The 22,681-nt window shown below is 71.8% G+C and carries 23 protein-coding genes; 12 read left to right on the forward strand and 11 right to left on the reverse strand.

Features of this window, described 5'->3' with window-relative positions; translation table 11 throughout:
* Window positions 1–165: 165 nt before the first annotated feature.
* A complete protein-coding gene (locus ABT232_RS00270) occupies window positions 166–1,548 on the reverse strand; it encodes a glycine--tRNA ligase (RefSeq protein WP_351833679.1) in 1,383 nt (460 codons plus the stop codon).
* 173 nt (window positions 1,549–1,721) lie between these two features.
* Here ABT232_RS00270 and ABT232_RS00275 point away from each other — a divergent pair, with 173 nt between their 5' ends.
* The 4 genes from ABT232_RS00275 (at window position 1,722) to ABT232_RS00290 (ending at window position 4,855) form a co-directional block, all read left to right on the forward strand.
* Window positions 1,722–2,684, forward strand: a complete 963-nt coding sequence (locus ABT232_RS00275; protein WP_351833682.1) for a metal ABC transporter substrate-binding protein — start codon at window positions 1,722–1,724, stop codon at window positions 2,682–2,684.
* Window positions 2,685–2,701: 17 nt separating this feature from the next.
* The gene (locus ABT232_RS00280) at window positions 2,702–3,469 is read left to right on the forward strand and encodes a metal ABC transporter ATP-binding protein (protein ID WP_351833685.1); all 768 of its coding nucleotides are present in this window, start codon (window positions 2,702–2,704) and stop codon (window positions 3,467–3,469) included.
* The gene (locus tag ABT232_RS00285; RefSeq protein ID WP_351833687.1) at window positions 3,469–4,371 is read left to right on the forward strand and encodes a metal ABC transporter permease; all 903 of its coding nucleotides are present in this window, start codon (window positions 3,469–3,471) and stop codon (window positions 4,369–4,371) included. The genes ABT232_RS00280 and ABT232_RS00285 overlap by 1 nt, the downstream gene beginning before the upstream one ends.
* Before the next feature lie 61 nt (window positions 4,372–4,432).
* The gene (locus ABT232_RS00290) at window positions 4,433–4,855 is read left to right on the forward strand and encodes a Fur family transcriptional regulator (RefSeq protein WP_351833690.1); all 423 of its coding nucleotides are present in this window, start codon (window positions 4,433–4,435) and stop codon (window positions 4,853–4,855) included.
* A 7-nt stretch (window positions 4,856–4,862) separates the two neighbouring features.
* Here the strand turns inward: ABT232_RS00290 and ABT232_RS00295 are convergent, their stop codons facing one another.
* The 5 genes from ABT232_RS00295 to ABT232_RS00315 are packed head-to-tail and all read right to left on the reverse strand — an operon-like array spanning window position 4,863 to window position 7,941.
* The gene (locus ABT232_RS00295) at window positions 4,863–5,402 is read right to left on the reverse strand and encodes a YcxB family protein (protein WP_351833693.1); all 540 of its coding nucleotides are present in this window, start codon (window positions 5,400–5,402) and stop codon (window positions 4,863–4,865) included.
* Between the two features lie 25 nt (window positions 5,403–5,427).
* Window positions 5,428–6,264 (reverse strand): isoprenyl transferase, encoded by an 837-nt coding sequence (locus tag ABT232_RS00300; RefSeq protein WP_351833696.1) that lies wholly within the window; start codon window positions 6,262–6,264, stop codon window positions 5,428–5,430.
* Window positions 6,265–6,282: 18 nt separating this feature from the next.
* Window positions 6,283–7,029: a DNA repair protein RecO gene (gene recO, locus ABT232_RS00305; protein WP_351833699.1), complete on the reverse strand. Its 747-nt coding sequence runs from the start codon at window positions 7,027–7,029 to the stop codon at window positions 6,283–6,285.
* A gap of 27 nt (window positions 7,030–7,056) precedes the next feature.
* Window positions 7,057–7,671, reverse strand: a complete 615-nt coding sequence (locus ABT232_RS00310) for a DUF1266 domain-containing protein (protein ID WP_351833702.1) — start codon at window positions 7,669–7,671, stop codon at window positions 7,057–7,059.
* Between the two features lie 45 nt (window positions 7,672–7,716).
* Window positions 7,717–7,941: a hypothetical protein gene (locus ABT232_RS00315; RefSeq protein ID WP_351833705.1), complete on the reverse strand. Its 225-nt coding sequence runs from the start codon at window positions 7,939–7,941 to the stop codon at window positions 7,717–7,719.
* Between the two features lie 400 nt (window positions 7,942–8,341).
* On the opposite strand from ABT232_RS00315, the gene ABT232_RS00320 reads away from it, so the two are divergent.
* The 6 genes from ABT232_RS00320 to ABT232_RS00345 all read left to right on the forward strand — a co-directional run bounded on the left by ABT232_RS00320 (window position 8,342) and on the right by ABT232_RS00345 (window position 14,121).
* A complete protein-coding gene (locus tag ABT232_RS00320) occupies window positions 8,342–8,875 on the forward strand; it encodes a hypothetical protein (protein WP_351833707.1) in 534 nt (177 codons plus the stop codon).
* 66 nt (window positions 8,876–8,941) lie between these two features.
* Complete coding sequence (locus tag ABT232_RS00325; RefSeq protein ID WP_351833710.1) at window positions 8,942–10,417, forward strand: alpha/beta hydrolase; 1,476 nt, start codon at window positions 8,942–8,944, stop codon at window positions 10,415–10,417.
* A gap of 153 nt (window positions 10,418–10,570) precedes the next feature.
* Entirely contained in the window at window positions 10,571–11,503 is a 933-nt protein-coding gene (gene bla / locus ABT232_RS00330) for a class A beta-lactamase (RefSeq protein WP_351833713.1), read from the forward strand.
* 103 nt (window positions 11,504–11,606) lie between these two features.
* Window positions 11,607–12,137 (forward strand): SigE family RNA polymerase sigma factor, encoded by a 531-nt coding sequence (locus ABT232_RS00335; protein WP_351833715.1) that lies wholly within the window; start codon window positions 11,607–11,609, stop codon window positions 12,135–12,137.
* A complete protein-coding gene (locus ABT232_RS00340) occupies window positions 12,134–13,081 on the forward strand; it encodes a hypothetical protein (protein WP_351833718.1) in 948 nt (315 codons plus the stop codon). Before ABT232_RS00335 ends, ABT232_RS00340 begins: the two co-directional genes overlap by 4 nt.
* Before the next feature lie 104 nt (window positions 13,082–13,185).
* Entirely contained in the window at window positions 13,186–14,121 is a 936-nt protein-coding gene (locus ABT232_RS00345; RefSeq protein WP_351833720.1) for a dihydrodipicolinate synthase family protein, read from the forward strand.
* A 28-nt stretch (window positions 14,122–14,149) separates the two neighbouring features.
* Here ABT232_RS00345 and ABT232_RS00350 read toward each other — a convergent pair whose 3' ends face one another.
* The 5 genes from ABT232_RS00350 to leuA form a co-directional block, all read right to left on the reverse strand.
* A complete protein-coding gene (locus tag ABT232_RS00350) occupies window positions 14,150–14,815 on the reverse strand; it encodes a response regulator (protein ID WP_351833722.1) in 666 nt (221 codons plus the stop codon).
* A complete protein-coding gene (locus ABT232_RS00355) occupies window positions 14,812–15,978 on the reverse strand; it encodes a sensor histidine kinase (RefSeq protein ID WP_351834761.1) in 1,167 nt (388 codons plus the stop codon). Before ABT232_RS00355 ends, ABT232_RS00350 begins: the two co-directional genes overlap by 4 nt.
* A gap of 136 nt (window positions 15,979–16,114) precedes the next feature.
* Window positions 16,115–18,196, reverse strand: a complete 2,082-nt coding sequence (locus ABT232_RS00360) for an MMPL family transporter (protein ID WP_351833725.1) — start codon at window positions 18,194–18,196, stop codon at window positions 16,115–16,117.
* Between the two features lie 149 nt (window positions 18,197–18,345).
* Window positions 18,346–19,041, reverse strand: coding sequence for a TerB family tellurite resistance protein (locus ABT232_RS00365; RefSeq protein ID WP_351833728.1), 696 nt, complete (start codon window positions 19,039–19,041; stop codon window positions 18,346–18,348).
* A gap of 200 nt (window positions 19,042–19,241) precedes the next feature.
* The gene (gene leuA, locus ABT232_RS00370; RefSeq protein WP_351833731.1) at window positions 19,242–20,963 is read right to left on the reverse strand and encodes a 2-isopropylmalate synthase; all 1,722 of its coding nucleotides are present in this window, start codon (window positions 20,961–20,963) and stop codon (window positions 19,242–19,244) included.
* 321 nt (window positions 20,964–21,284) lie between these two features.
* Here leuA and ABT232_RS00375 point away from each other — a divergent pair, with 321 nt between their 5' ends.
* Both ABT232_RS00375 and ABT232_RS00380 read left to right on the forward strand, forming a co-directional pair.
* Window positions 21,285–22,358: a M4 family metallopeptidase gene (locus ABT232_RS00375; RefSeq protein ID WP_351833733.1), complete on the forward strand. Its 1,074-nt coding sequence runs from the start codon at window positions 21,285–21,287 to the stop codon at window positions 22,356–22,358.
* A 21-nt stretch (window positions 22,359–22,379) separates the two neighbouring features.
* Complete coding sequence (locus tag ABT232_RS00380) at window positions 22,380–22,646, forward strand: protealysin inhibitor emfourin (RefSeq protein WP_351833736.1); 267 nt, start codon at window positions 22,380–22,382, stop codon at window positions 22,644–22,646.
* The last annotated feature ends 35 nt before the right edge of the window (window positions 22,647–22,681 follow it).

The raw sequence follows: 22,681 nt of genomic DNA on the forward strand, positions 1-22,681 counted from the left end.
GACTGACATGACAGCTGACAGATTTCAACATCTGTCAGCTGTCACTTGCCAGCGCTTCGGAGGCGGGACGTGACGCCCCACGCATTCACCCTGGACGCGCGTCGGCCCCCGCCGCAGGTCCATTCGGGAGCCTGCGTCGGGGGCCGATCGCGAAGGAGAGAGGGGTCAGCAGCCGATCAGGCGGCCGGCCAGGTAGCCCTCGATCTGGTCGAGGGAGACACGCTCCTGCTTCATCGTGTCGCGCTCGCGGACGGTGACCGCGTTGTCCTCGAGGGTGTCGAAGTCGACGGTGACGCAGTACGGCGTGCCGATCTCGTCCTGGCGGCGGTAGCGGCGCCCGATGGCACCGGCGTCGTCGAACTCGATGTTCCAGTGCTGGCGCAGCGCCTGGGCCAGGCCCTTGGCCTTCGGGGACAGCTCCGGGTTGCGGGACAGCGGCAGGACCGCGACCTTCACCGGGGCGAGGCGGTGGTCGAGGCGCAGCACGGTGCGCTTCTCCATCTTGCCCTTGGCGTTGGGCGCCTCGTCCTCGATGTACGCGTCGAGCAGGAAGGCCAGCATGGTGCGGCCGACACCGGCGGCGGGCTCGATGACGTACGGCGTCCAGCGCTCGCCGGCCTCCTGGTCGTAGTAGGCGAGGTCCTGGCCGGAGGCCTTGGAGTGGGCGCCGAGGTCGTAGTCGGTGCGGTTGGCGACGCCCTCCAGCTCACCCCACTCGTTGCCGCCGAACTGGAAGCGGTACTCGATGTCGGCGGTGCGCTTGGAGTAGTGGGAGAGCTTCTCCTTCGGGTGCTCGTACCAGCGCATGTTCTCCTCGCGCAGGCCCAGGCCGGTGTACCAGTTCCAGCGCTGCTCCATCCAGTACTCCTGCCACTTCTCGTCCTCGCCCGGCTTGACGAAGAACTCCATCTCCATCTGCTCGAACTCGCGGGTGCGGAAGATGAAGTTGCCGGGCGTGATCTCGTTGCGGAAGGACTTGCCCATCTGGGCGATGCCGAACGGCGGCTTCTTGCGGGAGGCGATCTGGACCTGGGCGAAGTTGGTGAAGATGCCCTGGGCGGTCTCGGGGCGCAGGTAGGCGATGGAGCCGGAGTCCTGGGTGGGGCCGAGGTGGGTCGACAGCAGGCCCGAGAACTGCTTGGGCTCGGTGAACTGGCCCTTGGTGCCGCAGTTGGGGCAGTTGATGTCGGCGAGGCCGTTCTCCGGGGCGCGGCCCTTCTTCGCCTCGTACGCCTCTTCCAGGTGGTCCGCGCGGAACCGCTTGTGACAGGAGGTGCACTCGGTGAGCGGGTCACTGAAGGTGGCGACGTGGCCGGAGGCGACCCACACCTCGGGGGCGAGGATCACGGACGAGTCGATACCGACGACGTCCTCGCGCGAGGTCACCATGTAGCGCCACCACTGGCGCTTGATGTTCTCCTTGAGCTCGACACCCAGCGGCCCGTAGTCCCAGGCGGCGCGCTGTCCGCCGTAGATCTCACTGCACGGGAAAACGAAGCCACGGCGCTTGCTCAGGCTGACGATGGTGTCGATCTTGTCGGCGGCCACGGTGCTCTCTTCATTACGACGACGGGCGACGAAGCGAGGATGCTTCAGAGCGAATGCCTCAGCGTACCGGCGTGGCCTGCCTCTCAATCAAATCGGTGCCCTTACGGGACCGCTCCGGCCCAGCTCAGAGCGTTTGTTGACAATGGTTTCCATCTCGGCTGAAAATGACTGTCATGAACGTACGACGACAGCACATATCCGGGATCGCCCTCGCGGCGACCGCGGCCCTCGGCATCGGCACCCTCACCGCCTGCTCCTCCGACAGCAGCGCCGCGGGCAACACGGAGAAGTTCGACGTCGTCGCGTCGTTCTACCCGATGCAGTTCCTCGCCGAGCGGATCGGCGGGGACCACGTGAACGTCACCACCCTCACCGAGCCCGGTCAGGAACCGCACGACCTGGAGCTCAGCACCAAGCAGACCGCGCAGCTCCAGGAGGCCGACGCGGTCCTCTACCTCAAGAACCTCCAGCCCGCCGTCGACGAGGCCGTCGGCCAGGCCGATGTGCGGAACAAGATCGACGCGGCCTCGCTCACCGAGCTGGAGGACCACGGCAGCGTCGAGCACGAGCACGCCGGCGAGGAGGAGCACGCGGAGTCCGAGGAGGAGGAGCACGCCCTCGACCCGCACGTCTGGCTGGACCCGGTGAAGTACGCCGAGATCGCCCGGGGCGTCGGCGCCGCCTTCGAGAAGGCCGACCCGGACCACGCGGCCGACTACCAGAAGAACACCGACGCGCTGGTCGCCGAGCTCACCGAACTGAACACGCAGTTCGAGACCGGTCTGAAGAACACCGGCACCAAGGTCTTCTTCACCAACCACGCCGCCTTCGGCTACCTCGCCGAGCGCTACGGCCTGACCCAGGAGGCCATCTCCGGCCTCGACCCGGACTCGGAGCCGAGCCCCGCCCGGATCAAGGAGCTCCAGGAGGAGGCCGAGGCCGACGGCGTGACCACCGTCTTCTACGAGACACTGGTCAGCGACAAGACCGCGAAGACGCTCGCCAAGGACGCCGGCCTCAAGACCGACGTGCTGGACCCGCTGGAAGGCATCACCGACAAGTCCGAGGGCGACGACTACATCCAGGTCATGCGGTCCAACCTCAGCGCGCTGAAGACGGCCCTCGGCGCCAAGTGATCGTTACGGAGGCCACATTGAGCGAGCCCGTCATAACCTTGCGCGGCGTACGCGCCGAGCTGGGCTCGCGCCCCGTCCTGCGCGGCATCGACCTCACGGTCACCCGTGGCGAGGTCGTCGCGCTGCTCGGCGCGAACGGTTCCGGCAAGTCCACGGCCGTACGCAGCATCATCGGCCAGGTGCCCGTCAGCGCCGGGGAGATACAGCTGTTCGGCACGGACCGCCGGCGTTTCCGGCAGTGGGCGCGCATCGGCTACGTCCCGCAGCGCACCACCGCCGCGGGCGGCGTGCCGGCCACGGTCGGCGAGGTGGTCTCCGCGGGCCGCCTGTCCCGCACCCGCTTCGGCGTCTTCCGCAAGGACGACCGCGCGGCGGTGCGCCGGGCCCTGGACCTGGTCGGCATGGCGGACCGGGCCGGCGACTCGGTGAACGCGCTCTCCGGCGGCCAGCACCAGCGGGTGCTGATCGCCCGCGCGCTCGCCTCCGACCCCGAGCTGCTGATCATGGACGAGCCGATGGCGGGCGTGGACCTCGCCAGCCAGGAGGTGCTCGCCGCGACCCTGCGCGAGCAGGTCGCCCAGGGCGCGACCGTCCTGCTCGTCCTGCACGAACTGGGCCCCCTGGAGCCCCTGATCGACCGGGCGGTCGTCCTGCGCGACGGCTGTGTGCTGCACGACGGCCCGCCCCCGAAGGCGGTCGGCCAGCACGCGCTGCCCGGCCACGACCACGTCCATCCGCACGCGGCTCACGACGCCGAACCGATCCGGACGGGACTGCTGAGCTGATGGAATTCCTGAACTACGACTTCATGCAGCGGGCCCTGCTCGCCGCCGTCCTGGTCGGCATCACCGCCCCCGCGGTCGGCATCTACCTGGTGCAGCGCCGTCAGGCCCTGATGGGCGACGGCATCGGCCATGTCGCGATGACCGGCGTCGGCCTCGGCTTCCTGCTGAGCTGGTCGCCGGTGTGGATGGCGACCCTGGTCTCGGTGCTCGGCGCGGTCCTGATGGAGCTGATCCGCTGGTACGGCAAGACCCGCGGCGACATCGCGCTCGCCATGCTCTTCTACGGCGGCATGGCCGGCGGTGTGATGTTCATCAACCTCGCCCCGACCGGCTCCAACGCCAACCTCACCTCGTACCTCTTCGGCTCGCTGTCGACGGTGTCCGAGTCGGACGTCACGGCGATCTGCGTCCTGGCCGCGTTCGTGGTGCTGGTCACCCTCGGACTGCGCCGCCAGCTCTTCGCGGTCAGCCAGGACGAGGAGTTCGCGCGGGTCACCGGTCTGCCGGTGCGCGCCCTGAACCTGCTGACGGCGATCACGGCGGCCGTGACGGTGACGGTCGCGATGCGCGTGGTCGGCCTGCTGCTGGTGTCCGCGCTGATGGTGGTGCCGGTGGCCGCCGCCCAGCAGCTCACCCGCAGCTTCGCGGCGACCTTCGCGATCGCGGTGGCGATCGGGGTGAGCGTGACCATCGGCGGCACCGTCACCTCGTACTACCAGGACGTCCCGCCCGGCGCGACGATCGTGCTGCTGACCATCGGCGCGTTCGTGCTGCTGACCGTGCTGGCGACCCCGCTGGCCCGGCGGCGGGCCCGTGCCCTGGCCGCCGCGCACCCCTCCGGGGACCCGGCGGAGTGCGCGATTCCGGCCAGCCGGAGGACCGGGGACGAGATCGGCGTCTGACCGCTGTCGGTCCGGGCTGGCACAATGGCCCGGACTGAAGCAAGACGTGAGGAGGCAACCGGTGACGACCGCTGGACCGCCCGTGAAGGGCCGCGCCACCCGGCAGCGTGCCGCCGTGGCGGCAGCCCTCGACGAGGTCGACGAGTTCCGCAGCGCTCAGGAACTGCACGACATGCTCAAGCACAAGGGCGACTCGGTCGGGCTCACCACCGTCTACCGCACCCTCCAGTCCCTCGCCGAGGCCGGTGAGGTCGACGTCCTGCGCACCTCCGACGGCGAGTCCGTCTACCGCCGTTGCTCCAGCGGCGAGCACCACCACCACCTGGTCTGCCGCGCCTGCGGCAAGGCGGTCGAGGTCGAGGGCCCGGCCGTGGAGAAGTGGGCCGAGGCCATCGCCGCGGAGCACGGCTATGTGAACGTGGCGCACACCGTGGAGATCTTCGGCACCTGCGCGGACTGCGCGCGGGTCGCGGCGGAGAACTGAGCCGGTCTCAGACCCGGGTGAGATGGCGGTCCAGAACCGCCCGCAGCCGGTCCTCGCCGTCCTCGCCCTGAATCCCCCGCTTGGGCAGCACCGTGACGCCGACGGCCTTGGCGTCACCGCTGAGCAGGACGAACACATCACGGGTCTCCGCGAAGCGCGGCAGCGCGACCCAGTTCGTCGTCGCCGTACCGGTGTCGGTGACCACGCTCAGCCCGGCATCCGACACCACCGCGCGGAACGTGCCCTGCCGTGCGGCGAGACGCTGGAACTGGCGGGCCTGGAGCCAGGGCAGCACCGGGAACATCCCCGCCATCAGCAGCATCCAGACGATGAACTGAGTGTCCCAGTCGCCGCCCGCGATGCCCCTGGCCGCCTGCAGTGCCGCCAGCACGGCGAAGACGGCGGGCAGCCACCGCTGGATCCGCCCCGCCCGGCTGGCCCGCATCCTCGCCCGCAGCGCCTGGGTGAGGTCTCCCACCGTCGGCTTGTACGTGAGTTCGACCGTGCTCTCGTCCCGCACGGCATCCCGCCCCATGTCCATGACCATGAGGCGGGATCGTAGGCGAAAACGATCAGCCCTGCTGGCGGCCTTCCATGGCCAGCAGCTCCTCGTTCGGGATGGCCCCGCCGAAGCGGCGGTCGCGGGAGGCGAACTCCAGGCAGGCGCGCCACAGGTCCCGGCGGTCGAAGTCGGGCCACAGGACGTCCTGGAAGACCATCTCGGCGTACGCGCTCTGCCACAGCAGGTAGTTGGAGGTGCGCTGCTCGCCGCTCGGGCGCAGGAACAGGTCCACGTCCGGCATGTCCGGGTAGTACAGGTACTTCTGGAGGGTCTTCTCGTTGACCTTCGACGGGTCGAGGCGGCCCGCCTTCACGTCCTCGGCGAGGGCCTGCGCGGCGTCGGCGATCTCCGCGCGGCCGCCGTAGTTCATGCAGAAGTACAGGGTGAGCCGGTCGTTGTCCTTGGTCTGCTCCTGGGCGACCTGGAGCTCCTTGGCGACCGACTTCCACAGCTTGGGCATCCGGCCCACCCAGCGCACCCGGATACCCAGTTCGTCGAGCTGGTCGCGGGTCTTGCGGATGAAGTCGCGGTTGAAGTTCATCAGGAAGCGCACCTCGTCGGGCGAGCGCTTCCAGTTCTCGGTGGAGAAGGCGTACAGCGAGATCGCGCCGACGCCCATCTCGATCGCGCCCTGGAGCACGTCGAGCACCCGCTCGGCGCCGACCTTGTGGCCCTCGGTGCGGGGCAGGCCGCGCTCCTTGGCCCAGCGGCCGTTGCCGTCCATGACGATCGCCACATGGTTCGGCACCAGCTCGGCGGGGAACTTCGGCGGCCGCGCGCCGGACGGGTGCGGCTCCGGCGTCCGGTACTCGCGCCGCTGGCGTCCCAGGAACCCGCGTACGACCATGTGCTTCTCGTCTCCCTCTTACTTTTCCACGTACCGAAGGGAACGCAGCCCGCGTTCCAGATGCCAGTGCAGATAGGCGGACACCAGCCCGCTCCCCTCCCGGACGTGCCGCGGCTCACAGGCGTCAGCGGTCTCCCAGTCCCCGGTGAGCAGCGCGGCGAGCAGTTCGAGCGTCTGCGGCGACGGTACGACGCTACCGGGCACCCGGCAGTCGGCACACACGGAGCCTCCGGAGGCCACGGAGAAGAACCGGTTGGGTCCCGGCATGCCGCACTTCGCGCAGTCGCCGAAGCTGGGCGCGTAGCCGTTGACGGCGAGGGAGCGCAGCAGGAAGGCGTCGAGGACGAGGTGGGGCGCGTGCTCCCCGCGGGCGAGGGTCCGCAGCGCCCCGACCAGCAGCAGGTACTGCTGCACGGCCGGCTCTCCCTCGTGGTCGGTGAACCGCTCGGCGGTCTCCAGCATGGCGGTGCCCGCGGTGTACCGGGCGTAGTCGGTGACGATCGCCCCGCCGTACGGCGCGATGGTCTCGCTCTGGGTGCACAGCGGCAGTCCGCGCCCCACCAGCTCGCTGTTGCGGGCGAAGAACTGCACGTCGACGTGGGAGAAGGGTTCGAGACGGGCCCCGAACTTCGACTTCGTCCGCCGCACCCCGCGCGCCACCGCGCGTACTCGTCCGTGACCGCGGGTGAGCAGGGTGATGATCCGGTCCGCCTCACCCAGCTTCTGGGTGCGCAGCACGATGCCGTCGTCGCGGAACAGACTCATGGACTCATTCTCCCGTACGCCCGGACCTCACCGTGCCCGCTCCGGCTGACGGATGCTGTCCCAGGGGGCCAGGTTCCAGGGGCTGGACCGGTTCGCCGGGTCCAGCAGGGAGCGCAGATGGGCGTCGGCGGTGGCCTGCGGCGCGGGGAGGGGGTCGTCGGAGGTCTGCCGGAGGCCGTCCCGCCACACCTGCCGGCCGAGCAGGTAGTGACCGGCGTACTCGTGCCAGGAGGCGTAGGTCCCCGCGACCGCCGGCACGATGTTCTTCAGCGCGGTCCAGGCGTCGGCCTCGGTCAGCAGGCCGCAGGCGAAGCCGCGCCGGGAGATGTCGACGTACAGCGCGGCGTCCCAGGCGAGCGGCGCCACGCCGAGCAGGCGGTGGGCGCGCGCCCGGTAGCCGGTGCGGGCGAGGTCGTCGAGCCGGCCGACCAGTTCGTCACGGGTGGTGATCTCCCACTGGTCGGCCAGCCAGCGCCGGGCGCTGTCGTCGTCGATCCGGGTGAACGGGTACAGCGTGGTGCGCGAGGCGTCGGGGCCCCGGTGCACCGGCGCGCCCAGCGACACCATCCACAGCTGGTGCGTGGTGAGCGGGACGCGGTAGCGACGTGCGGCCCTGGGCTTCTTCCGTCTCCACTTCCACATGGGCCCGCACCCTACGTCAGCGCACCCGGCCCGCCGCGCCGCCCGTCAAGGGACCTCGCCGCGGCTGCGGGCGTTGGCGTACGCGGTGGCGGCCCGCAGCCGCTCGGCGGGGGTGGCGTGCCGCACGGTGCGCGGGTCGGCGTCCCACTCCCTGCCGCCGCCGTACGGTCTCAGCTGTACGTAGGGTCCCTCGTGGCCCATCACGATGCCCACCTTTCCGGTGCGGGTGTCGACGACGTACGAGCCGATCGGCGGCTTCGTCGGTGTCATGGGGTTCCGGCCTTTTCGTGCGGTTCGCATTTTCTGTATTCGGCTTCGTGCCTCCCGGTGGCTCCCCTGAGTATTCGGGTTTCACTCTTTTCGTCTCGGCCGTGGTCCGCGACGCCTACACTCGGCGGGAGCTTGTGTGCGGCATCTGCCGTGCAGGCCAGAGGCGTTGCCGTGCGGTTCGAGCGGGCAATTCGAAAACCTCGGCCGAATTGCGTGCGGCGCTTCGCTCAAGGGCCGTCAACCGACGGTGTCTTCGAATGGCCGAGCCGCGCTCCCGTCAATGAGCGACCGTTCGCCATGCCCGTCCCGCACTAAAGAGGCCGCCGGAACCCAGGGGTGCGGCGACACCCGTCCGCGACCCGTTTTTGAACACGTTCAACTCCAGGCGTACGCTGCCCTCATGAGCGATGCGAGCGGCAGAGCCGCCTTGCTGAAGGGCATCCGTGCCTGGCTGGTCCTCTTCGTCGTCTGTCTGGTGCTGAGCGGTGCCACCGCCTTCCCGCTGGTGCACGAACTGCGCTGGACGGAGAGCGCGTTGCGGGCCCTGTCCGCGCCGGAGCACCTGCCCGGCCTGATGGACTGGATCGAACGGGTGCGGGACGGCCTCGACGAGGTCGACGCGCGCCACCCGTTCGTCCTCTACGGCACCGACTGGCTGGCCTTCGCGCACCTGGTCATCGCGGTCGCCTTCTACGGGCCCTACCGCGACCCGGTCCGCAACATCTGGGTCGTCGAGTTCGGGATGATCGCCTGCGCCGGGATCGTCCCGCTCGCGCTGATCTGCGGGCCGATCCGCGGGATCCCCTTCTGGTGGACGGTGATCGACATGTCCTTCGGGGTGTTCGGGGTCATCCCCCTGTACGTCGTGCGCCGGAAGATCAAGCGCCTGGCCCTGCTCGTCCCAGGGACGACCCCGAGCCTGGCATTGGGGTGAACCCCCGGAAAGACAAGGGAGTTGCCCGGATGTGGGGGCGGGTGGAGATCGGCGAGGCTCGTGGACATGAAGAACACCACCCGCACCGCCGGTCTCGTCGCCGCCTCCGCCGCCCTGCTGCTCTCCGGACTCGCGGTGCCGTCCGCCGCCTCCGCCCGGCCGTCCCTCGCCTGGGAGGAGTGCCCCGGCGGCGCTCCCGACCCCCGGCAGCGGTGCGCCACCGTCGACGTGCCGATGGACCACGCCGATCCCGGCGGCGAGCAGATCGAGATCGTGATCTCGCGCATCCCCGCCGAGGATCCCGCGAAGCGGCGGGGCGCCCTGCTGCTGATCCCGGGCGGGCCCGGCGGCTCCAGCCTCGGCGACCCGTCGAAGAAGGGGCAGAAGTTGCCGCAGGAGGTGCGCGACGCGTACGACCTGATCGGGTTCGCGCCCCGCGGCCTCGCTCCGTCCACCGCCGTGAGCTGCGGCCTGGACCACGCCGACCTCGCCACCTCCCGGCTGCGGCCCTGGCCGGCGGCCGACGGCTCCGTCACGGAGAACATGACCACCGCCCGCCGGATGGCCGAGGCCTGCGCCCGAGGCGGCGGCGAGCTGATCCGGCATCTCAGCACGGAGAACGAGGCCCGCGACATCGACCGCGTCCGGGCGGCCCTCGGCGAGCGGAAGCTGTCCGCGTGGGGAGTGTCGTACGGGACGTACGTCGGCGCGGTCTACAGCCAGCTGTTCCCGCACCGCACCGACCGGATCGTGCTCGACAGCAACGACGACCCCGACCCCCGCCGGGTCGCCCGCGCCTGGCTCGCCGGGCACGAACAGGGCGTCGAGGACGTGTTCCCCGAGTTCGCGAAGTGGGCCTCCGCCCCGGACAACCCCCACCGCCTCGCCGGCACGGCCGCGCAGGTGCGGCCGCTGTTCCTGCGGCTCGCCGCCCGCCTGGACACCGAGCCGATCCCCTGGCCGGGCGCCAACCCGGCGGAGCTGAACGGCAACGTGCTGCGCCAGACCATGCTGGACAGCCTCTACTCCCCCGACCGCTTCCCGGCCCTCGCACAGCTGATGCTGGCCGCCGAGCGCGGCACGGTGCCGCCCGCGCCGCAGACCCCGCCGGAGGAGGTGCTCCAGAACGTCACCGCGGTGGGCGCCGGAACCCTCTGCAACGACGTCGCCTGGCCCCGGGACGCCGCCGCCTACCAGAAGGACGTCACCAAGAGCCGGAAGAGGTTCCCGCTGACCGCGGGCATGCCGCGCAACGCCATGGTCTGCGCCGCCTGGCCGTTCCAGCCGCAGCGGCCGCCGGTGCGGATCACCGACCGGGGGCCGTCCGACATCCTGCTCATACAGAACGAGCGTGACGTGGCCACCCCGCTCAGCGGCGCCCTCAGGCTCCGCGAGGCCCTGGGGGACCGCGCCCGCATGGTCACGGTCGACTCCACCGGCCATGACGCCTACCTGGCCCACGGCAACGCCTGCGGCGACGCCACGGTGTCCCGGTTCCTGGCGACGGGCGAGCGGCCGGAGGCGGACGTGTACTGCGAGTAAGGAGCGGCGGGCGGTGCAACCGGCGCGCCGGGCGGCCGCGTCGGTCAAGGGAAGGAAGATCGCCGAGACCGGCGAGATCCGCTGAGAGTCGCTGAGATGGGCGAGATCCGCGGAGATCGACCGGAACCGCCGAGACCGGCGCGATCCGCCGGGATGGACCGAGCGAAGGAGTCCGAGATCTCAAGCCCCGAACCGTCGCCCCGGGCGACGACCACCCGACGCACCCTGCTCACCGCCGGCGCGGCCGGCGCCGCGGCCCTGCTCGGCCCGGCCGCGGCGCACGCCGCAGGACGACCCGCCGGTGTCCCCGGACGCCTGCGCGAGCTGGAACGGCGCCATGACGCCACCCTGGGCGTCTACGCCCGCAATCTGCGCACCGGGCGGACCGTCCGGCACCGCGCCGACGACCTGTTCCCGATCTGCTCCCTCTTCAAGACGCTCGCCGCCGCGGCCGTCCTGCGCGACCTGGACCGCGACGGAGAGGTCCTCGCCCGCCGCGTCCACTACACGGAGGACGACCTGGTCGAGGGCTCCGACAAGACACGCGAGCACCTGGCCGACGGCATGACGATCGCCGAACTGTGTGACGTCGCCGTCCGGTTCAGCGACAACGCGGCCGGCAACCTGCTCCTGCGCGAACTGGGCGGGCCCACCGCGATCACCCGCTTCGCCCGCTCGCTCGGCGACCCGGTGACCCGCCTGGACCGCTGGGAGACGGAGCTGAACTCGGCGGAGCCGTGGCGAACCACGGACACCACCAGCCCGCGCGCGATCGGCCGCACCTACGCCCGTCTGGTCCTCGGCGACGCCCTGCCCGCCGCCGACCGCGACCGGCTCACCCACTGGCTGCTGAACAACACCACCAGCGCGGACCGGCTGCGCGCCGGCGTCCCGGACTCCTGGACGGTCGCCGACAAGACCGGCGGCGGCGAGTACGGCACCAACAACAACGTCGGCATCGCCTGGACCCCGGACGGCACCCCGGTCGTCCTGGCCGTCCTCTCCCGCAAGGCCGACCCCGCCGCGGTCCGGGTGAACGCCCTGATCGCGGAGACGGCACAGGTGCTGACGGAGGCGCTCGGCTAGAACGCCGGGACGGCACCGCCGCGGCGAACTCCGGAAGATCCCCGAACCCTCCGGGCAACCGATTCCGTCCGACCCGTGGTCTGGAGGGCGAGGAGGGTGCTTGATGAAGGCCGAATCAGAGGCCCAGTTCCAGGAGTTCGTCAGAGCGAGATGGTCCCATCTGGTGCGGACCGCCTATCTGCTGACGGGCGATCCGCACCACGCCGAGGACCTGACGCAGACCGCGCTCGCCAAGGCCTACCGGTCCTGGCGGCGCATATCGCGCAGCGACAGTCCGGAGGCCTACGTCCGCCGGATGCTGGTCAGCTGCAACAGCGACCGCTTCCGCAAGCGGCGGGTGTCCGAGGCCCTGACCGCCACCCCGCCCGAAGCGGTGGGGCACGACCAGGCGGTGGCGCGGGTCGAGGAGCGCAGGTCGCTGCTGAGCGCGCTGGCCGGACTGCCGCCGCGCCAGCGGGCGGTGGTCGTCCTGCGCTACTGGGAGGACCTGTCCGAGGCGGAGGTCGCCGACACGCTCGGCTGCTCGCCCGGCACGGTCAAGAGCCAGGCGTCCAAAGGGCTGGCCAAGTTGCGTACGTATCCGGGGCTCGCGCAGATGATGGGCGTGCCGTCCAGGCAGGGAGACAGCAGGTGAACGGGGAACAGCAGGTCGGCGGGCAGTCAGGCGGGGACGGCGGGCGGGACTTCGAGGAGCGGGTGCGCTCGCTGCTCGCCGACGACGCCCTCACCATCCGGCCGTCGGCGGTGCCGTATCCGGCGATCCGGCGGCGGGGCGCGGTGGAGCGGCGCCGTCGGTTCGCGGCGGTCGGGGCGGTGCTGGTGACGCTGGCCGCGGCGCCGGTGGGGGCGTACGCGCTGAGCGGCGCGGACCGGGGCGTGGACACGGCGTCGCCGGCGGTGTCGGCGTCGGCGACGCGGTCGCCCGCGTCGAAGCCGACGCCGACGGCGACACCGTCCGGGCCGAAGGCTCCGGCCACGGCAGGGCAGTTGCTCGACGGCATCACCCTGGAGACGGCGAAGTCCGCGGTCCAGGACTGCCTCACGGCGGACATGGGCCCGGTGAGCAGCCGTTCGGACCTGGGCGAGGCCGAGGACTACCGGATCCTGCTCGCCATGCGCAGCACCGGCGACAGCAACGCCCCCGGCGACGGCTACTTCGTGGTCGCCGCGCGCACCGGTGACCCCGAGCACCTGCGGGTGATCTGCAACATCAAGGACGGCGAGGTGTCCGGGCTGAACTCCGGCGGCGTGCAGACCGGGCTGCCGGACGAGGGGAAGGTCGTCCCGGACATCAACGGGCAGAAGCTCTACTCGCAGTCCGTCATGGACCGCGGCAACTGGAAGCTGCCCTTCCGCTGGGGTGCCATCGGTGTCGTCGACCCCTCGGTGACCGAGGTGACCGTCTCCTACGGCGACGGCGAAGCCCGGCCCGCGGTGCTGGACGACGGCTGGTTCGTCGCCGCCGGCGAGCTGAACCAGCAGGTGACGCGGGCCCCGCACATCAAGGGCTACGACGCCGCGGGCGAGCTGGTCTACGACTCCGACGACGACAAGTACTACATGGCCGACCTGCCCTGACGGCCCGTCGGACAGAAGTGGGCGGGCGGCGCCGCACAGAGGTCGGCGCCGCCCGCTTCGTACACTGTTCTCCCGCTGTGGTCCCGACCGCCGAGGGAGCTGCCATGCCGATCCCCGCCCCGCTGACCGGTGTGATCCCGCCCGTCTGCACCCCGCTGACCCCGGACCGCGAGGTGGACGTGGGCTCGCTGCGCCGGCTGCTCGACCATCTGACGTCGGCCGGGGTGCACGGACTGTTCGTCCTGGGCTCCACCTCGGAGGCCGCTTATCTGACGGACCGGCAGCGCGAGCTGGTGGTGGCGGAGACGGTGGCGCACGTGGGCGGGCGGCTGCCAGTCCTGGCGGGCGCGATCGACATGACCACGCCCCGCGTCCTGGAGCGGGTGGCGGCCGTGGCGGCGGCGGGCGCGGACGCGGTCGTCGTGACCGCGCCCTTCTACGCCCGCACCCATCCGGCCGAGATCGCCCGCCACTACCGGGTGGTCGCCGCCGCCTCGCCCGTCCCGGTCCTCGCCTACGACATCCCGTCCGCCGTCCACAGCAAGCTCCCCGCCGGCCTGGTCCTCGACCTGGCCGCCGAGGGGGTGCTCGCAGGGCTGAAGGACTCCAGCGGTGACCTCGCCGCGTTCCGCGAGGTCGTCACCGGCGCCCGTACCCGGCCCGGCATCACCGGCTTCTCCGTCCTCACCGGCTCCGAACTGTTCGTCGACGCCGCCCTCGCGCTCGGCGCGGACGGCGCGGTGCCCGGCCTCGCCAACGTCGACCCGCACGGCTACGTCCGCCTGCACCGGCTGTGCCGGGCCGGCGATCATGCCCGCGCCCGCACCGAACAGGAGCGGCTGTGCGCGCTGTTCGGCCTGGTGCACGCCGGCGACCCGGCCCGGATGGGCCGGGGTTCCTCGGCCGTCGGCGCGTTCAAGGCGGCCCTGCACCTGCGCGGGGTGATCGACTGCCCGGCGACGGCGGAGCCGCAGGTGCCGCTGGACGCGGCCGAGACCGAGCGGGTGAGCACGTTCCTCGCGGCGGCGGGCCTGCTGTAGGGCCTGGCAGACACCCCCTGGGGCCGGTTCACCCGCCGCCCGGCGTCACCAGCCCCGACTCGTACGCCACGATCACCAGCTGCGCCCGGTCCCGCGCCCCCAGCTTGCCCATGATGCGGCTGACGTGCGTCTTCGCAGTGAGCGGGCTCAGGCCGAGGGCCTCGGCGATCTCGGTGTTGTTCAGGCCGCGCGCGACCAGGGCCAGCACCTCCCGCTCCCGCTCGGAGAGGCATTCCGGGCCCGCGGCCGGCGGGACGGCGGCGGGGCCGCGCAGGAAGCGGGCGATGAGCCGTGAGGTCGGGCCGGGTGACAGCAGCGCCTCTCCGGCCGCGACCGTGCGGATGGCGTCCAGCAGATCGGCGGGCCGGGTGTCCTTCACCAGGAAGCCGGAGGCACCGGCGCGCAGTGCCTCCACGATGTGCTCGTCGGTGTCGTAGGTGGTGAGCACCAGCACCCGCACGCCCGCCAGGTCCTCGTCGGCGGCGATCAGCCGGGTCGCCTCGATGCCGTCGAGGTCGGGCATGCGGATGTCCATCACGACCAGGTCGGCGCGCTCGGCGCGGGCCGCCTCCACCGCCTCCCGGCCGGTGCCGGCCTGTCCCACGACCTCCATGTCCGGCGCGGACTCGACGAGCATGGCGAACGCTGCCCGGACGAGGGTCTGGTCGTCGGCGAGCAGGACGCGGATGGTCATGTGGCTCCTCCCAGCGGCAGCACGGCGGTCACTTGGAAGCCGCCCCGGGGGCACGGCCCGGCGTCGAGTGTGCCGCCGACGCTGCGGGCGCGCTCGCGCATTCCGACGAGCCCGAAGCCCGGCGTCTTCCCGGGGGCCGGCCCGGTGCCGTCGTCGCTGACCGCGAGGTGCAGGGCGCCGTCCTTCTCGCGCAGGTCGACGACGACGGCCGGTTCGGGCCCGGCGTGCCGTACGGCGTTGGTGAGCGCCTCCTGGACGATGCGGTAGGCGGCGGCGCCGACGGCGGGGGGCGCCTGCCGGACCCGTACCGTCTGTTCCACCTTCGCGCCCGCGAGCCGGGCGGCCTCCACCAGGTCGGGCAGTCCATCGAGGCCGGGCAGCGGGCCGCGCGCGTCCGGGCCGTGCTCGCGCAGCACCTCCAGGGTGGTGCGCAGTTCACCGCGGGCGGCGCGGCAGGTCTCGGCGATGTCGTCGAGGGCGGCGGCGACGGCGGCCCGGTCCAGGCGGCCGGGGTCGGCGTTCAGCACATGGGCGGCGACGGAGGTCTGCACACCGATCAGCGTGATGCTGTGGGCGAGCAGGTCGTGCAGGTCGCGGGCGATGCGCAGCCGTTCCTCGGCGACCCGGCGGCGGGCCTCCTCCTCGCGGGTGCGCTCGGCGCGTTCGGCGCGTTCGACGATGGCGGCGATGTACTGGCGGTAGTGGCGCACGCTGATGCCGACGAAGACGACGGCGACGACCCAGCCGTAGATGCGCAGCAGTTCGGTGGCCTGCTTGTTCCCGCCGAAGGTCAACATCGCGGCCAGGGAGAGGCTGAGGCCCGCGGCGGTCACCATCAGGGTGCGGGCGGGGCGCTGGGTGACGGTGACCGTGTACAGCGCGATGAACGAGGCGAGGACGGGCGCGCCGTGGCTGTTGTCGAGGGCGTGGTACGGCAGGACGAGCGCCACCTCCGCCGCGAACACCGGCAGCGGCCTGCGGCGCCGCCACACGATCGGCACATGGGCGGCGAGCAGCAGCGTCCAGCCGAGCGCGTCGGGGCGGCGGGCGGCGTCGGTGGTCAGCGCGAGGACCGTGGCGAGCACGGCGGACAGCACGGCGAGGATCGCGTCGTTGCGGGTGCCGTGCGCGGCGGTGAGCGGATCGCGGTTGACCGCGGCCATGATCCGCTCACCGATACGGGGCTTGTGGGCTTCGGGCACGGGCTCATCTTCCGGGAGGAGGGCGCCCCTCCGGCAGGGAGGGGCGCCCGGTGGCCGGTACGGGCTTTCCGGTGGCCGGTACGGGCTTTCCGGTGGCCTACACCGGCTCCGGCTGCCGTTCGGGCCGGGCCGCCGGTTCGGCGGGCGCCTTCGACAGCCGCCCCGGCCACCACACGCGCCGTCCCAGGGCCACGCTCGCGCTGGTCACCAGATAGGTGCGGACGAGGAAGGTGTCCAGCAGCACCCCGACCGCGATGACGAAGCCGAGCTCGACGAGCTGCACCAGGCCCATGTTCATCAGCACCGCGAAGGTCGCGGCGAGGACGACCCCGGCGGAGGCGATCACCCCGCCGGTGGTGCGCAGCGCGGTGAGCGCGGCGGTGACCGGGTCGGCGCCGCGGACCGACTCCTCCCGCATGCGGTGCATCAGGAAGATGCCGTAGTCGACGCCGAGGGCCACCAGGAAGACGAAGGACAGCAGTCCGAGTCCGGGGTCGGTGCCCTCGAAGCCGAACAGCGGCTCGAACACCAGCCCGCCGATGCCGAGGGTGGCGCCCCAGACCGCGACCACGGCGGCCACCAGGAGCAGCGGCGCGACCAGGGACCGGAGCAGGACGATCAGGATCAGCAGCACGGAGACGATGACGAGCGGGACGACGGCCCGGGTGTCCCGGGCGTTGGCCTCCTTCAGGTCGATCTGCTGGGCGCTGGCCCCGCCGACGTAGGAACCGTCGAGCCGGTCGCGCAGCTCCTCGATGGTGCGGGTCTCGGCCGCCGACTGGGGCGGGTCGGTGGCGATGACGGAGACCTCGGTCCAGCCGTCCCCGGTGCGTCCGGCCGTGGCCTCGGTGACGCCGGGGGTGTCGCGGATCTCGGCGAGCGTGGCGTCGGCGCGGCCGGCCGGGGTGAGGACGGTGATGGGCTGGCCGGAGCGCTCGGGGAAGGCGTCGGCCAGGGTCCGCATGGCGGTCACGGACTCCGGCCGGTCGACGAAGGAGTCCTCCTGCTTGACGGTGCCGGGCAGGTTGAACGCGCCGAGCGCCAGCGCGCCCAGCAGGACGGCGCCGCCCGCGAGCACGGTCAGCGGGCGCCGGCCGGCTGAGGTGCCCATCGCGGCGAACAGCGACCGGCGGGCCTTGGGCGTGCTGCCGTAGGCCGGGACGAGCGGCCAGAACACCCGGCGGCCCAGCAGGACCAGGAGGGCGGGCAGCAGGGTGAGCATGGCGAACAGCGCGCACAGCACGCCGACGGTGCCGAGCGGGCCCATGCCGCGGTTGGAGTTGAGGTCGGCGGCGAGCAGGCAGAGCAGTCCGGCGGCGACCGTCCCGGAGGAGGCGAGCACGGCGGGCCCGCAGCCGCGCAGGGCGGCCCGCATGGCATCGTACGGCCGCTCGATCCGGCGCAGTTCCTCCCGGTAGCGGGAGACCAGCAGCAGGGCGTAGTCGGTGCCGGCGCCGAAGACGAGGATCGTCATGATGCCGGAGCTCTGGCCGGAGACCTGGGTGCCGAAGGCCTGGTTGAGGCCGTAGGCCACGCCCATGGACAGGAAGTCGGCGATGCCCGCGACGACCAGCGGCACCAGCCACAGCACGGGGCTGCGGTAGATCAGGATCAGCAGGACGGCGACGACGGCGACGGTCGTGTACAGCAGCGGCCCGCCGAGCGACTGGTACACCTTGGCGGCGTCCGTGCCGAGCGCGCCCGGCCCGCCGACCTCGACGCTCAGCCCGTCCCCGCCGCGGACGGTGTCGCGGATGTCCTCGACGAACGCGTCGCGCTTCTTCTCGTCGCCGCCGGGCGCGTTGCTGGCGACGGGGTACATCAGGGTGGTGCCGTCCTTCGAGGGCACGCCCCGCGGGGGCGCGGCCAGCTCGTGGGCGCCGGCGATCGTGTCGACCTGCCGCGCGGCGGCGGCCCGGTCGGCGGCGGTGAGCCCGCCGTCTCGGTGGTAGACGAGGACCAGTTCGGTGGTCTCGCCGCCGGGCAGCCGCTCCTGGATCTCGGCGACCTGCGTGGAGTCGGCGTTCGCCGGCAGATAGTCGGTGACGCGGTCGCGCTGTACGTCGGCGAGCTGCGCGGCGAACGGCGAGGCGATCGCCAGCACGCCGACCCACAGCGCGAGCACGAGCCACGGCACGGCACGCCGCCGGTCGCGCGCGGTTGTCTCTCCGGCCCCCATGATCGGGCCCTCCCTCCGGAGCGGATGTCTGGATGCGCTTCCAGACTTCCGTCCCGGCCGACCGCCTGCGTCGAGCCCGAGACCGACTTCGCCCCTACGCCGGGGGGTGACCGCGGGGGCGGGTTACTCCCTGGGGAGTACCGGACCCGTCACGACGGGGTGCGTGCCGCTGCCAGCAGGCGCGTCACGTCGTCCGAGCAGATGGTGAGGGCGCTGCCGACCGTGGTGAGGGCGTCGCGCTCGGCGGGGGTGTAGGGGCCGTCGGCCAGGGCGATGCGCGCGCCCTGCAGCAGGATCGATTCGCGGCCGGCGGGCGCGAGGTGCGGGGCGAGCGGGTCCAGCGCCTCGTGCAGCTCTATGGCCAGCCCGGGGCCGCAGGGCTCACCGGTGATCCGGCCGGTGTCCGCGGCCAGCGCCTCGACGAGCGCGGCCAGCTGTTCCTCCGTGCAGTCGTCGAAGCCGGCCGCGCGCACCGCGCAGGCCGCCGCCTCCAGCGCCGTGCGCGAGCCCGCGCCGCCCGCGGCGAGCACCGCGAGGGCGACGGTGTGCACGGCGTCGCGCAGCATCGCGGAGAAGCGGGTGGTGGTGGGGTGGTCGAGGACGTCGGTGCCGTAGTGCCGGCGGCAGGCCGCGCACTCGACGACCGGCCCGCCGGCGCCGCGCGGCAGCACGGGCACGCCGAGCAGGGTGAAGCGGCGCCGTCCGGTCAGCCGCTGGTAGTTGCGGTCGCCGCCGCAGCCGGGGCAGAAGAACTCCCCGTCGCCGATGGCCGTCCACGCGGTACGGGTGCCCACCATGCGCGAAAGCACCGTGACACGGCCGTCTCGTCCCCGTCCTGGCAGCACGTCGCAGCACCTCCGTAACCCCGCGGCAACATCGCCGCGCTGGCGTGATGTTAGCCACATCGGTGAGCACTAGTCAGTACCCCGGACGAGACCTTTCCGTGACCTGAACGGGTGGGTGGCCGGTAAACGACGGGGTCCCGCCCGCCGGAGAACGTCACAAAAACGGCGGACGGGACCCTCAAACCCCCGGTGGGGACGGTTCAGCGGGCCGCGCGGTTGACGGCCGAGACGACCGCCTTCAGCGAGGCGCGGGTGGTGTTGGCGTCGATGCCGATGCCCCACAGCACCTTGCCGTCGATCGCGCATTCGATGTAGGAGGCGGCCTGCGCGGAGGCACCCTCGCTCATCGTGTGCTCCTGGTAGTCCAGCAGGCGTACGTCGATCCCGACGGACTGCAGCGCGTCGAAGAAGGCCGAGATCGGACCGTTGCCCGTGCCGGTCAGCACGGTGTCCGCACCGTCGACGGTGGCCTCCACGGTCAGCGTGTCGACGCCGTCGCGGTCGGTCGTGGACTGACCGTTCTTGACCTGAATACGACCCCACGGGTTCTCGGGGTTCGGCAGGTACTCGTCCTCGAAGGTCGCCCAGATGTCCTTCGGCGTGACCTCGCCGCCCTCGGCGTCGGTCTTGGCCTGGATGATCTTCGAGAACTCGATCTGCATCCGGCGCGGCAGGTCCAGCTTGTGGTCGTTCTTCAGGACGTACGCGATACCGCCCTTGCCGGACTGCGAGTTGACCCGGATGACCGCCTCGTAGGAGCGGCCGACGTCCTTCGGGTCGATCGGCAGGTACGGCACCGCCCACTCGATGTCGTCGACGGTGACGCCCTTGGCGGCCGCGTCGGCCTCCATGGCGTCGAAGCCCTTCTTGATGGCGTCCTGGTGGGAGCCGGAGAAGGACGTGTAGACCAGGTCGCCCACGTACGGGTGGCGCGGGTGGACCTCCATCTGGTTGCAGTACTCCCACGTGCGACGGATCTCGTCGATGTCGGAGAAGTCGATCTGCGGGTCGACGCCCTGGGAGAACAGGTTCATGCCCAGGGTGACCAGGTCGACATTGCCGGTGCGCTCGCCCTGCCCGAACAGGCAGCCCTCGACGCGGTCGGCGCCGGCCATCAGCGCCAGCTCGGCGGCGGCGACGGCGGTACCCCGGTCGTTGTGCGGGTGGACGGACAGGCAGACGTGCTCGCGGCGGGAGAGGTTGCGGCCCATCCACTCGAAGCGGTCGGCGTGGGTGGAGGGGGTGGAGCGCTCGACGGTCGCCGGCAGGTTCAGGATGATCTCGCGATCCGGGCCGGGCTGCCAGACGTCCATGACGCCCTCGCAGACCTCCAGCGCGAAGTCCAGCTCGGTGTCGGTGAAGATCTCCGGGCTGTACTGGTAGCCGAAGTGCGTCTCCGGGCCCAGCAGCTTCTCGGCGTACTCCATCACCAGGCGGGTGCCGTCGACGGCGATCTGCCGGATCTCGTCCTTGGAGCCGCGGAAGACGACCCGGCGGAAGACCGGCGCGGTCGCGTTGTACAGGTGGACGGTGGCCCGGTGGGCGCCCTTCAGGGACTCCACGGTCCGCTCGATCAGGTCCTCGCGGGCCTGGGTGAGGACGGAGATGGTCACGTCCTCGGGGATCGCGCCCTCCTCCTCGATGATGGAGCGCACGAAGTCGAAGTCGGTCTGGCCGGAGGCCGGGAAGCCGATCTCGATCTCCTTGTAGCCCATCTTCACCAGCAGATCGAACATGGCCCGCTTGCGTACCGGGGACATGGGGTCGATCAGGGCCTGGTTGCCGTCTCGCAGGTCGGTGGAGAGCCAGCGGGGGGCCTGGGTGATCCGCTGGTCCGGCCAGGTGCGATCGGGGATGTCGACCTGGTCGTAACGGCCGTACTTGTGGATCGGCATGGAACTGGGCTGCTGGCGGTTGGCCATGATGCGGGGGCTCCTCAAGGTGTCCGGAAGGACGGCCGACGACGCAACGCCAAGCTCCGCGGGGAGGGAGTCGACCTGGACTACAGGCCCTCGCCGCGGCAGCTAAGAAGAAGCAGCCCGAAACGCATGATGCGCAGCATGCTAGCCGAGCCGCTCCTGGACGCGGGGCTGTGTATCAGTATGCGGGACCGGCACGGACATAAGGGGCGTAATGTGCGCTATACCACTCGGCGCGAGGGTGGCGCGTCCATTGTCCCCATATTTCACCGATCATGGTTGCGGGTGGTGACAGTTGCGTCACGCAGTGCGATGGTGCCGGGCATGACCACCCACGGGGGCCACGAGCCCGTCTTCTGCACCGTCGTACCGCCGCACGTCCTCGACAGGCTGGCCCAGGCCGACGACCCCGTCCTGGCCGGTCCGGCCCGCCGCACCCTGGAGCGGGACGCCCTGGAGCGCACCCGCCGCCGGCTGACCACCGTCCTCGGCGCCCCGGCCGTCGCGCCGCCCGCCGACGCGGAGCCGGGCCGGCCGCGGCGCACGATCCACGACGCCGGTCACGGCACCGAGCTGCCCGGCACCAAGGTGCGCGGCGAGGGCGACGAGCCCGGCCAGGACGCCACCGTCAACCGCGCCTACGCGGGCCTCGGCGCCACCTTCGACCTGTTCCTCAAGGCCTTCGAGCGCGACTCGATCGACGGCGGCGGGCTGCCGCTGGACGCGACCGTGCACTACGACCGCGACTACAACAACGCCTTCTGGAACGGCGAGCAGATGGTCTTCGGCGACGGGGACGGCGAGATCTTCCTCGACTTCACGCTCCCGATCGACGTCATCGGCCACGAGCTGAGCCACGGCGTCACCCAGTACACCGCCAACCTCACCTACTTCGGCCAGCCCGGCGCGCTCAACGAGTCCCTGTCGGACGTCTTCGGCTCGCTGATCAAGCAGTACTCGCTCGGCCAGACCGCCGCCGAGGCCGACTGGCTGATCGGCGCGGGTCTGCTCGCCCCGCGCGTCACCGGCGTGGCCCTGCGCTCGATGAAGGCACCGGGCACGGCGTACGACGACGACGTCCTCGGCAAGGACCCACAGCCCGCCACGATGGACGACTACGTCCGCACCGGCCGCGACAACGGCGGTGTGCACATCAACTCGGGCATTCCCAACCACGCGTTCCACCTGGCCGCCGTCGCGCTCGGCGGGTACGCCTGGGAGCGGGCGGGCCGGATCTGGTACGACGTGCTGACCGGCGGCGAGCTGCGCCCGCAGGCCCTCTTCACGGACTTCGCCAGCCTCACCGTGAAGGCCGCCCGGGAGCGCTACGGCGACGGCGGCGACGAGCACGAGGCGGTGCGCAAGGCCTGGGAGCAGGTCGGGGTGCGCACGCTGTAGTTCCGTACTAGACAGGGACCCATGCGAATTCAGGTGAGGCGCACGGGCGGGTTCGCGGGCGTCGAGCGGTACGCCGAGGTGGACACCTCGGGCCGCTCCGACGCCGGCGAGTGGCACGCCCTGGCCGAGCGGGCGGTGGCCGCGGGCCGGGACACGCCGCCGGTCGGGGTGCCGGACGGCTTCAGCTACCAGATCACGGTGGACGGCGACACGGTGTACGCGAGCGATCCACGGCTGACGGACGAGCAGCGGGCGCTGATCACGCGGGTGCTGAAGGAGGGCGCGTAACTCCCGTCTGTCACCTGGGCGTTGACTTCGCTCGG

The organism is Streptomyces sp. NPDC001532, from assembly GCF_040298625.1.
In the GTDB taxonomy this organism is placed as follows: Bacteria; Actinomycetota; Actinomycetes; order Streptomycetales; family Streptomycetaceae; genus Streptomyces.

Excerpts from the sequence above, each read along its gene's own strand:
- ABT232_RS00275 (WP_351833682.1), top strand. The coding sequence starts at position 1,722 with ATGAACGTACGACGACAGCACATATCCGGGATCGCCCTCGCGGCGACC.
- ABT232_RS00285 (WP_351833687.1), top strand. The coding sequence starts at position 3,469 with ATGGAATTCCTGAACTACGACTTCATGCAGCGGGCCCTGCTCGCCGCC.
- ABT232_RS00295 (WP_351833693.1), bottom strand. The coding sequence starts at position 5,402 with ATGGTCATGGACATGGGGCGGGATGCCGTGCGGGACGAGAGCACGGTC.
- ABT232_RS00300 (WP_351833696.1), bottom strand. The coding sequence starts at position 6,264 with ATGGTCGTACGCGGGTTCCTGGGACGCCAGCGGCGCGAGTACCGGACG.
- recO (WP_351833699.1), bottom strand. The coding sequence starts at position 7,029 with ATGAGTCTGTTCCGCGACGACGGCATCGTGCTGCGCACCCAGAAGCTG.
- ABT232_RS00310 (WP_351833702.1), bottom strand. The coding sequence starts at position 7,671 with ATGTGGAAGTGGAGACGGAAGAAGCCCAGGGCCGCACGTCGCTACCGC.
- ABT232_RS00315 (WP_351833705.1), bottom strand. The coding sequence starts at position 7,941 with ATGACACCGACGAAGCCGCCGATCGGCTCGTACGTCGTCGACACCCGC.
- ABT232_RS00320 (WP_351833707.1), top strand. The coding sequence starts at position 8,342 with ATGAGCGATGCGAGCGGCAGAGCCGCCTTGCTGAAGGGCATCCGTGCC.
- ABT232_RS00325 (WP_351833710.1), top strand. The coding sequence starts at position 8,942 with ATGAAGAACACCACCCGCACCGCCGGTCTCGTCGCCGCCTCCGCCGCC.
- bla (WP_351833713.1), top strand. The coding sequence starts at position 10,571 with ATGGACCGAGCGAAGGAGTCCGAGATCTCAAGCCCCGAACCGTCGCCC.
- ABT232_RS00335 (WP_351833715.1), top strand. The coding sequence starts at position 11,607 with ATGAAGGCCGAATCAGAGGCCCAGTTCCAGGAGTTCGTCAGAGCGAGA.
- ABT232_RS00345 (WP_351833720.1), top strand. The coding sequence starts at position 13,186 with ATGCCGATCCCCGCCCCGCTGACCGGTGTGATCCCGCCCGTCTGCACC.
- ABT232_RS00350 (WP_351833722.1), bottom strand. The coding sequence starts at position 14,815 with ATGACCATCCGCGTCCTGCTCGCCGACGACCAGACCCTCGTCCGGGCA.
- ABT232_RS00355 (WP_351834761.1), bottom strand. The coding sequence starts at position 15,978 with ATGGCCGCGGTCAACCGCGATCCGCTCACCGCCGCGCACGGCACCCGC.
- ABT232_RS00360 (WP_351833725.1), bottom strand. The coding sequence starts at position 18,196 with ATGGGGGCCGGAGAGACAACCGCGCGCGACCGGCGGCGTGCCGTGCCG.
- leuA (WP_351833731.1), bottom strand. The coding sequence starts at position 20,963 with ATGGCCAACCGCCAGCAGCCCAGTTCCATGCCGATCCACAAGTACGGC.
- ABT232_RS00375 (WP_351833733.1), top strand. The coding sequence starts at position 21,285 with ATGACCACCCACGGGGGCCACGAGCCCGTCTTCTGCACCGTCGTACCG.
- ABT232_RS00380 (WP_351833736.1), top strand. The coding sequence starts at position 22,380 with ATGCGAATTCAGGTGAGGCGCACGGGCGGGTTCGCGGGCGTCGAGCGG.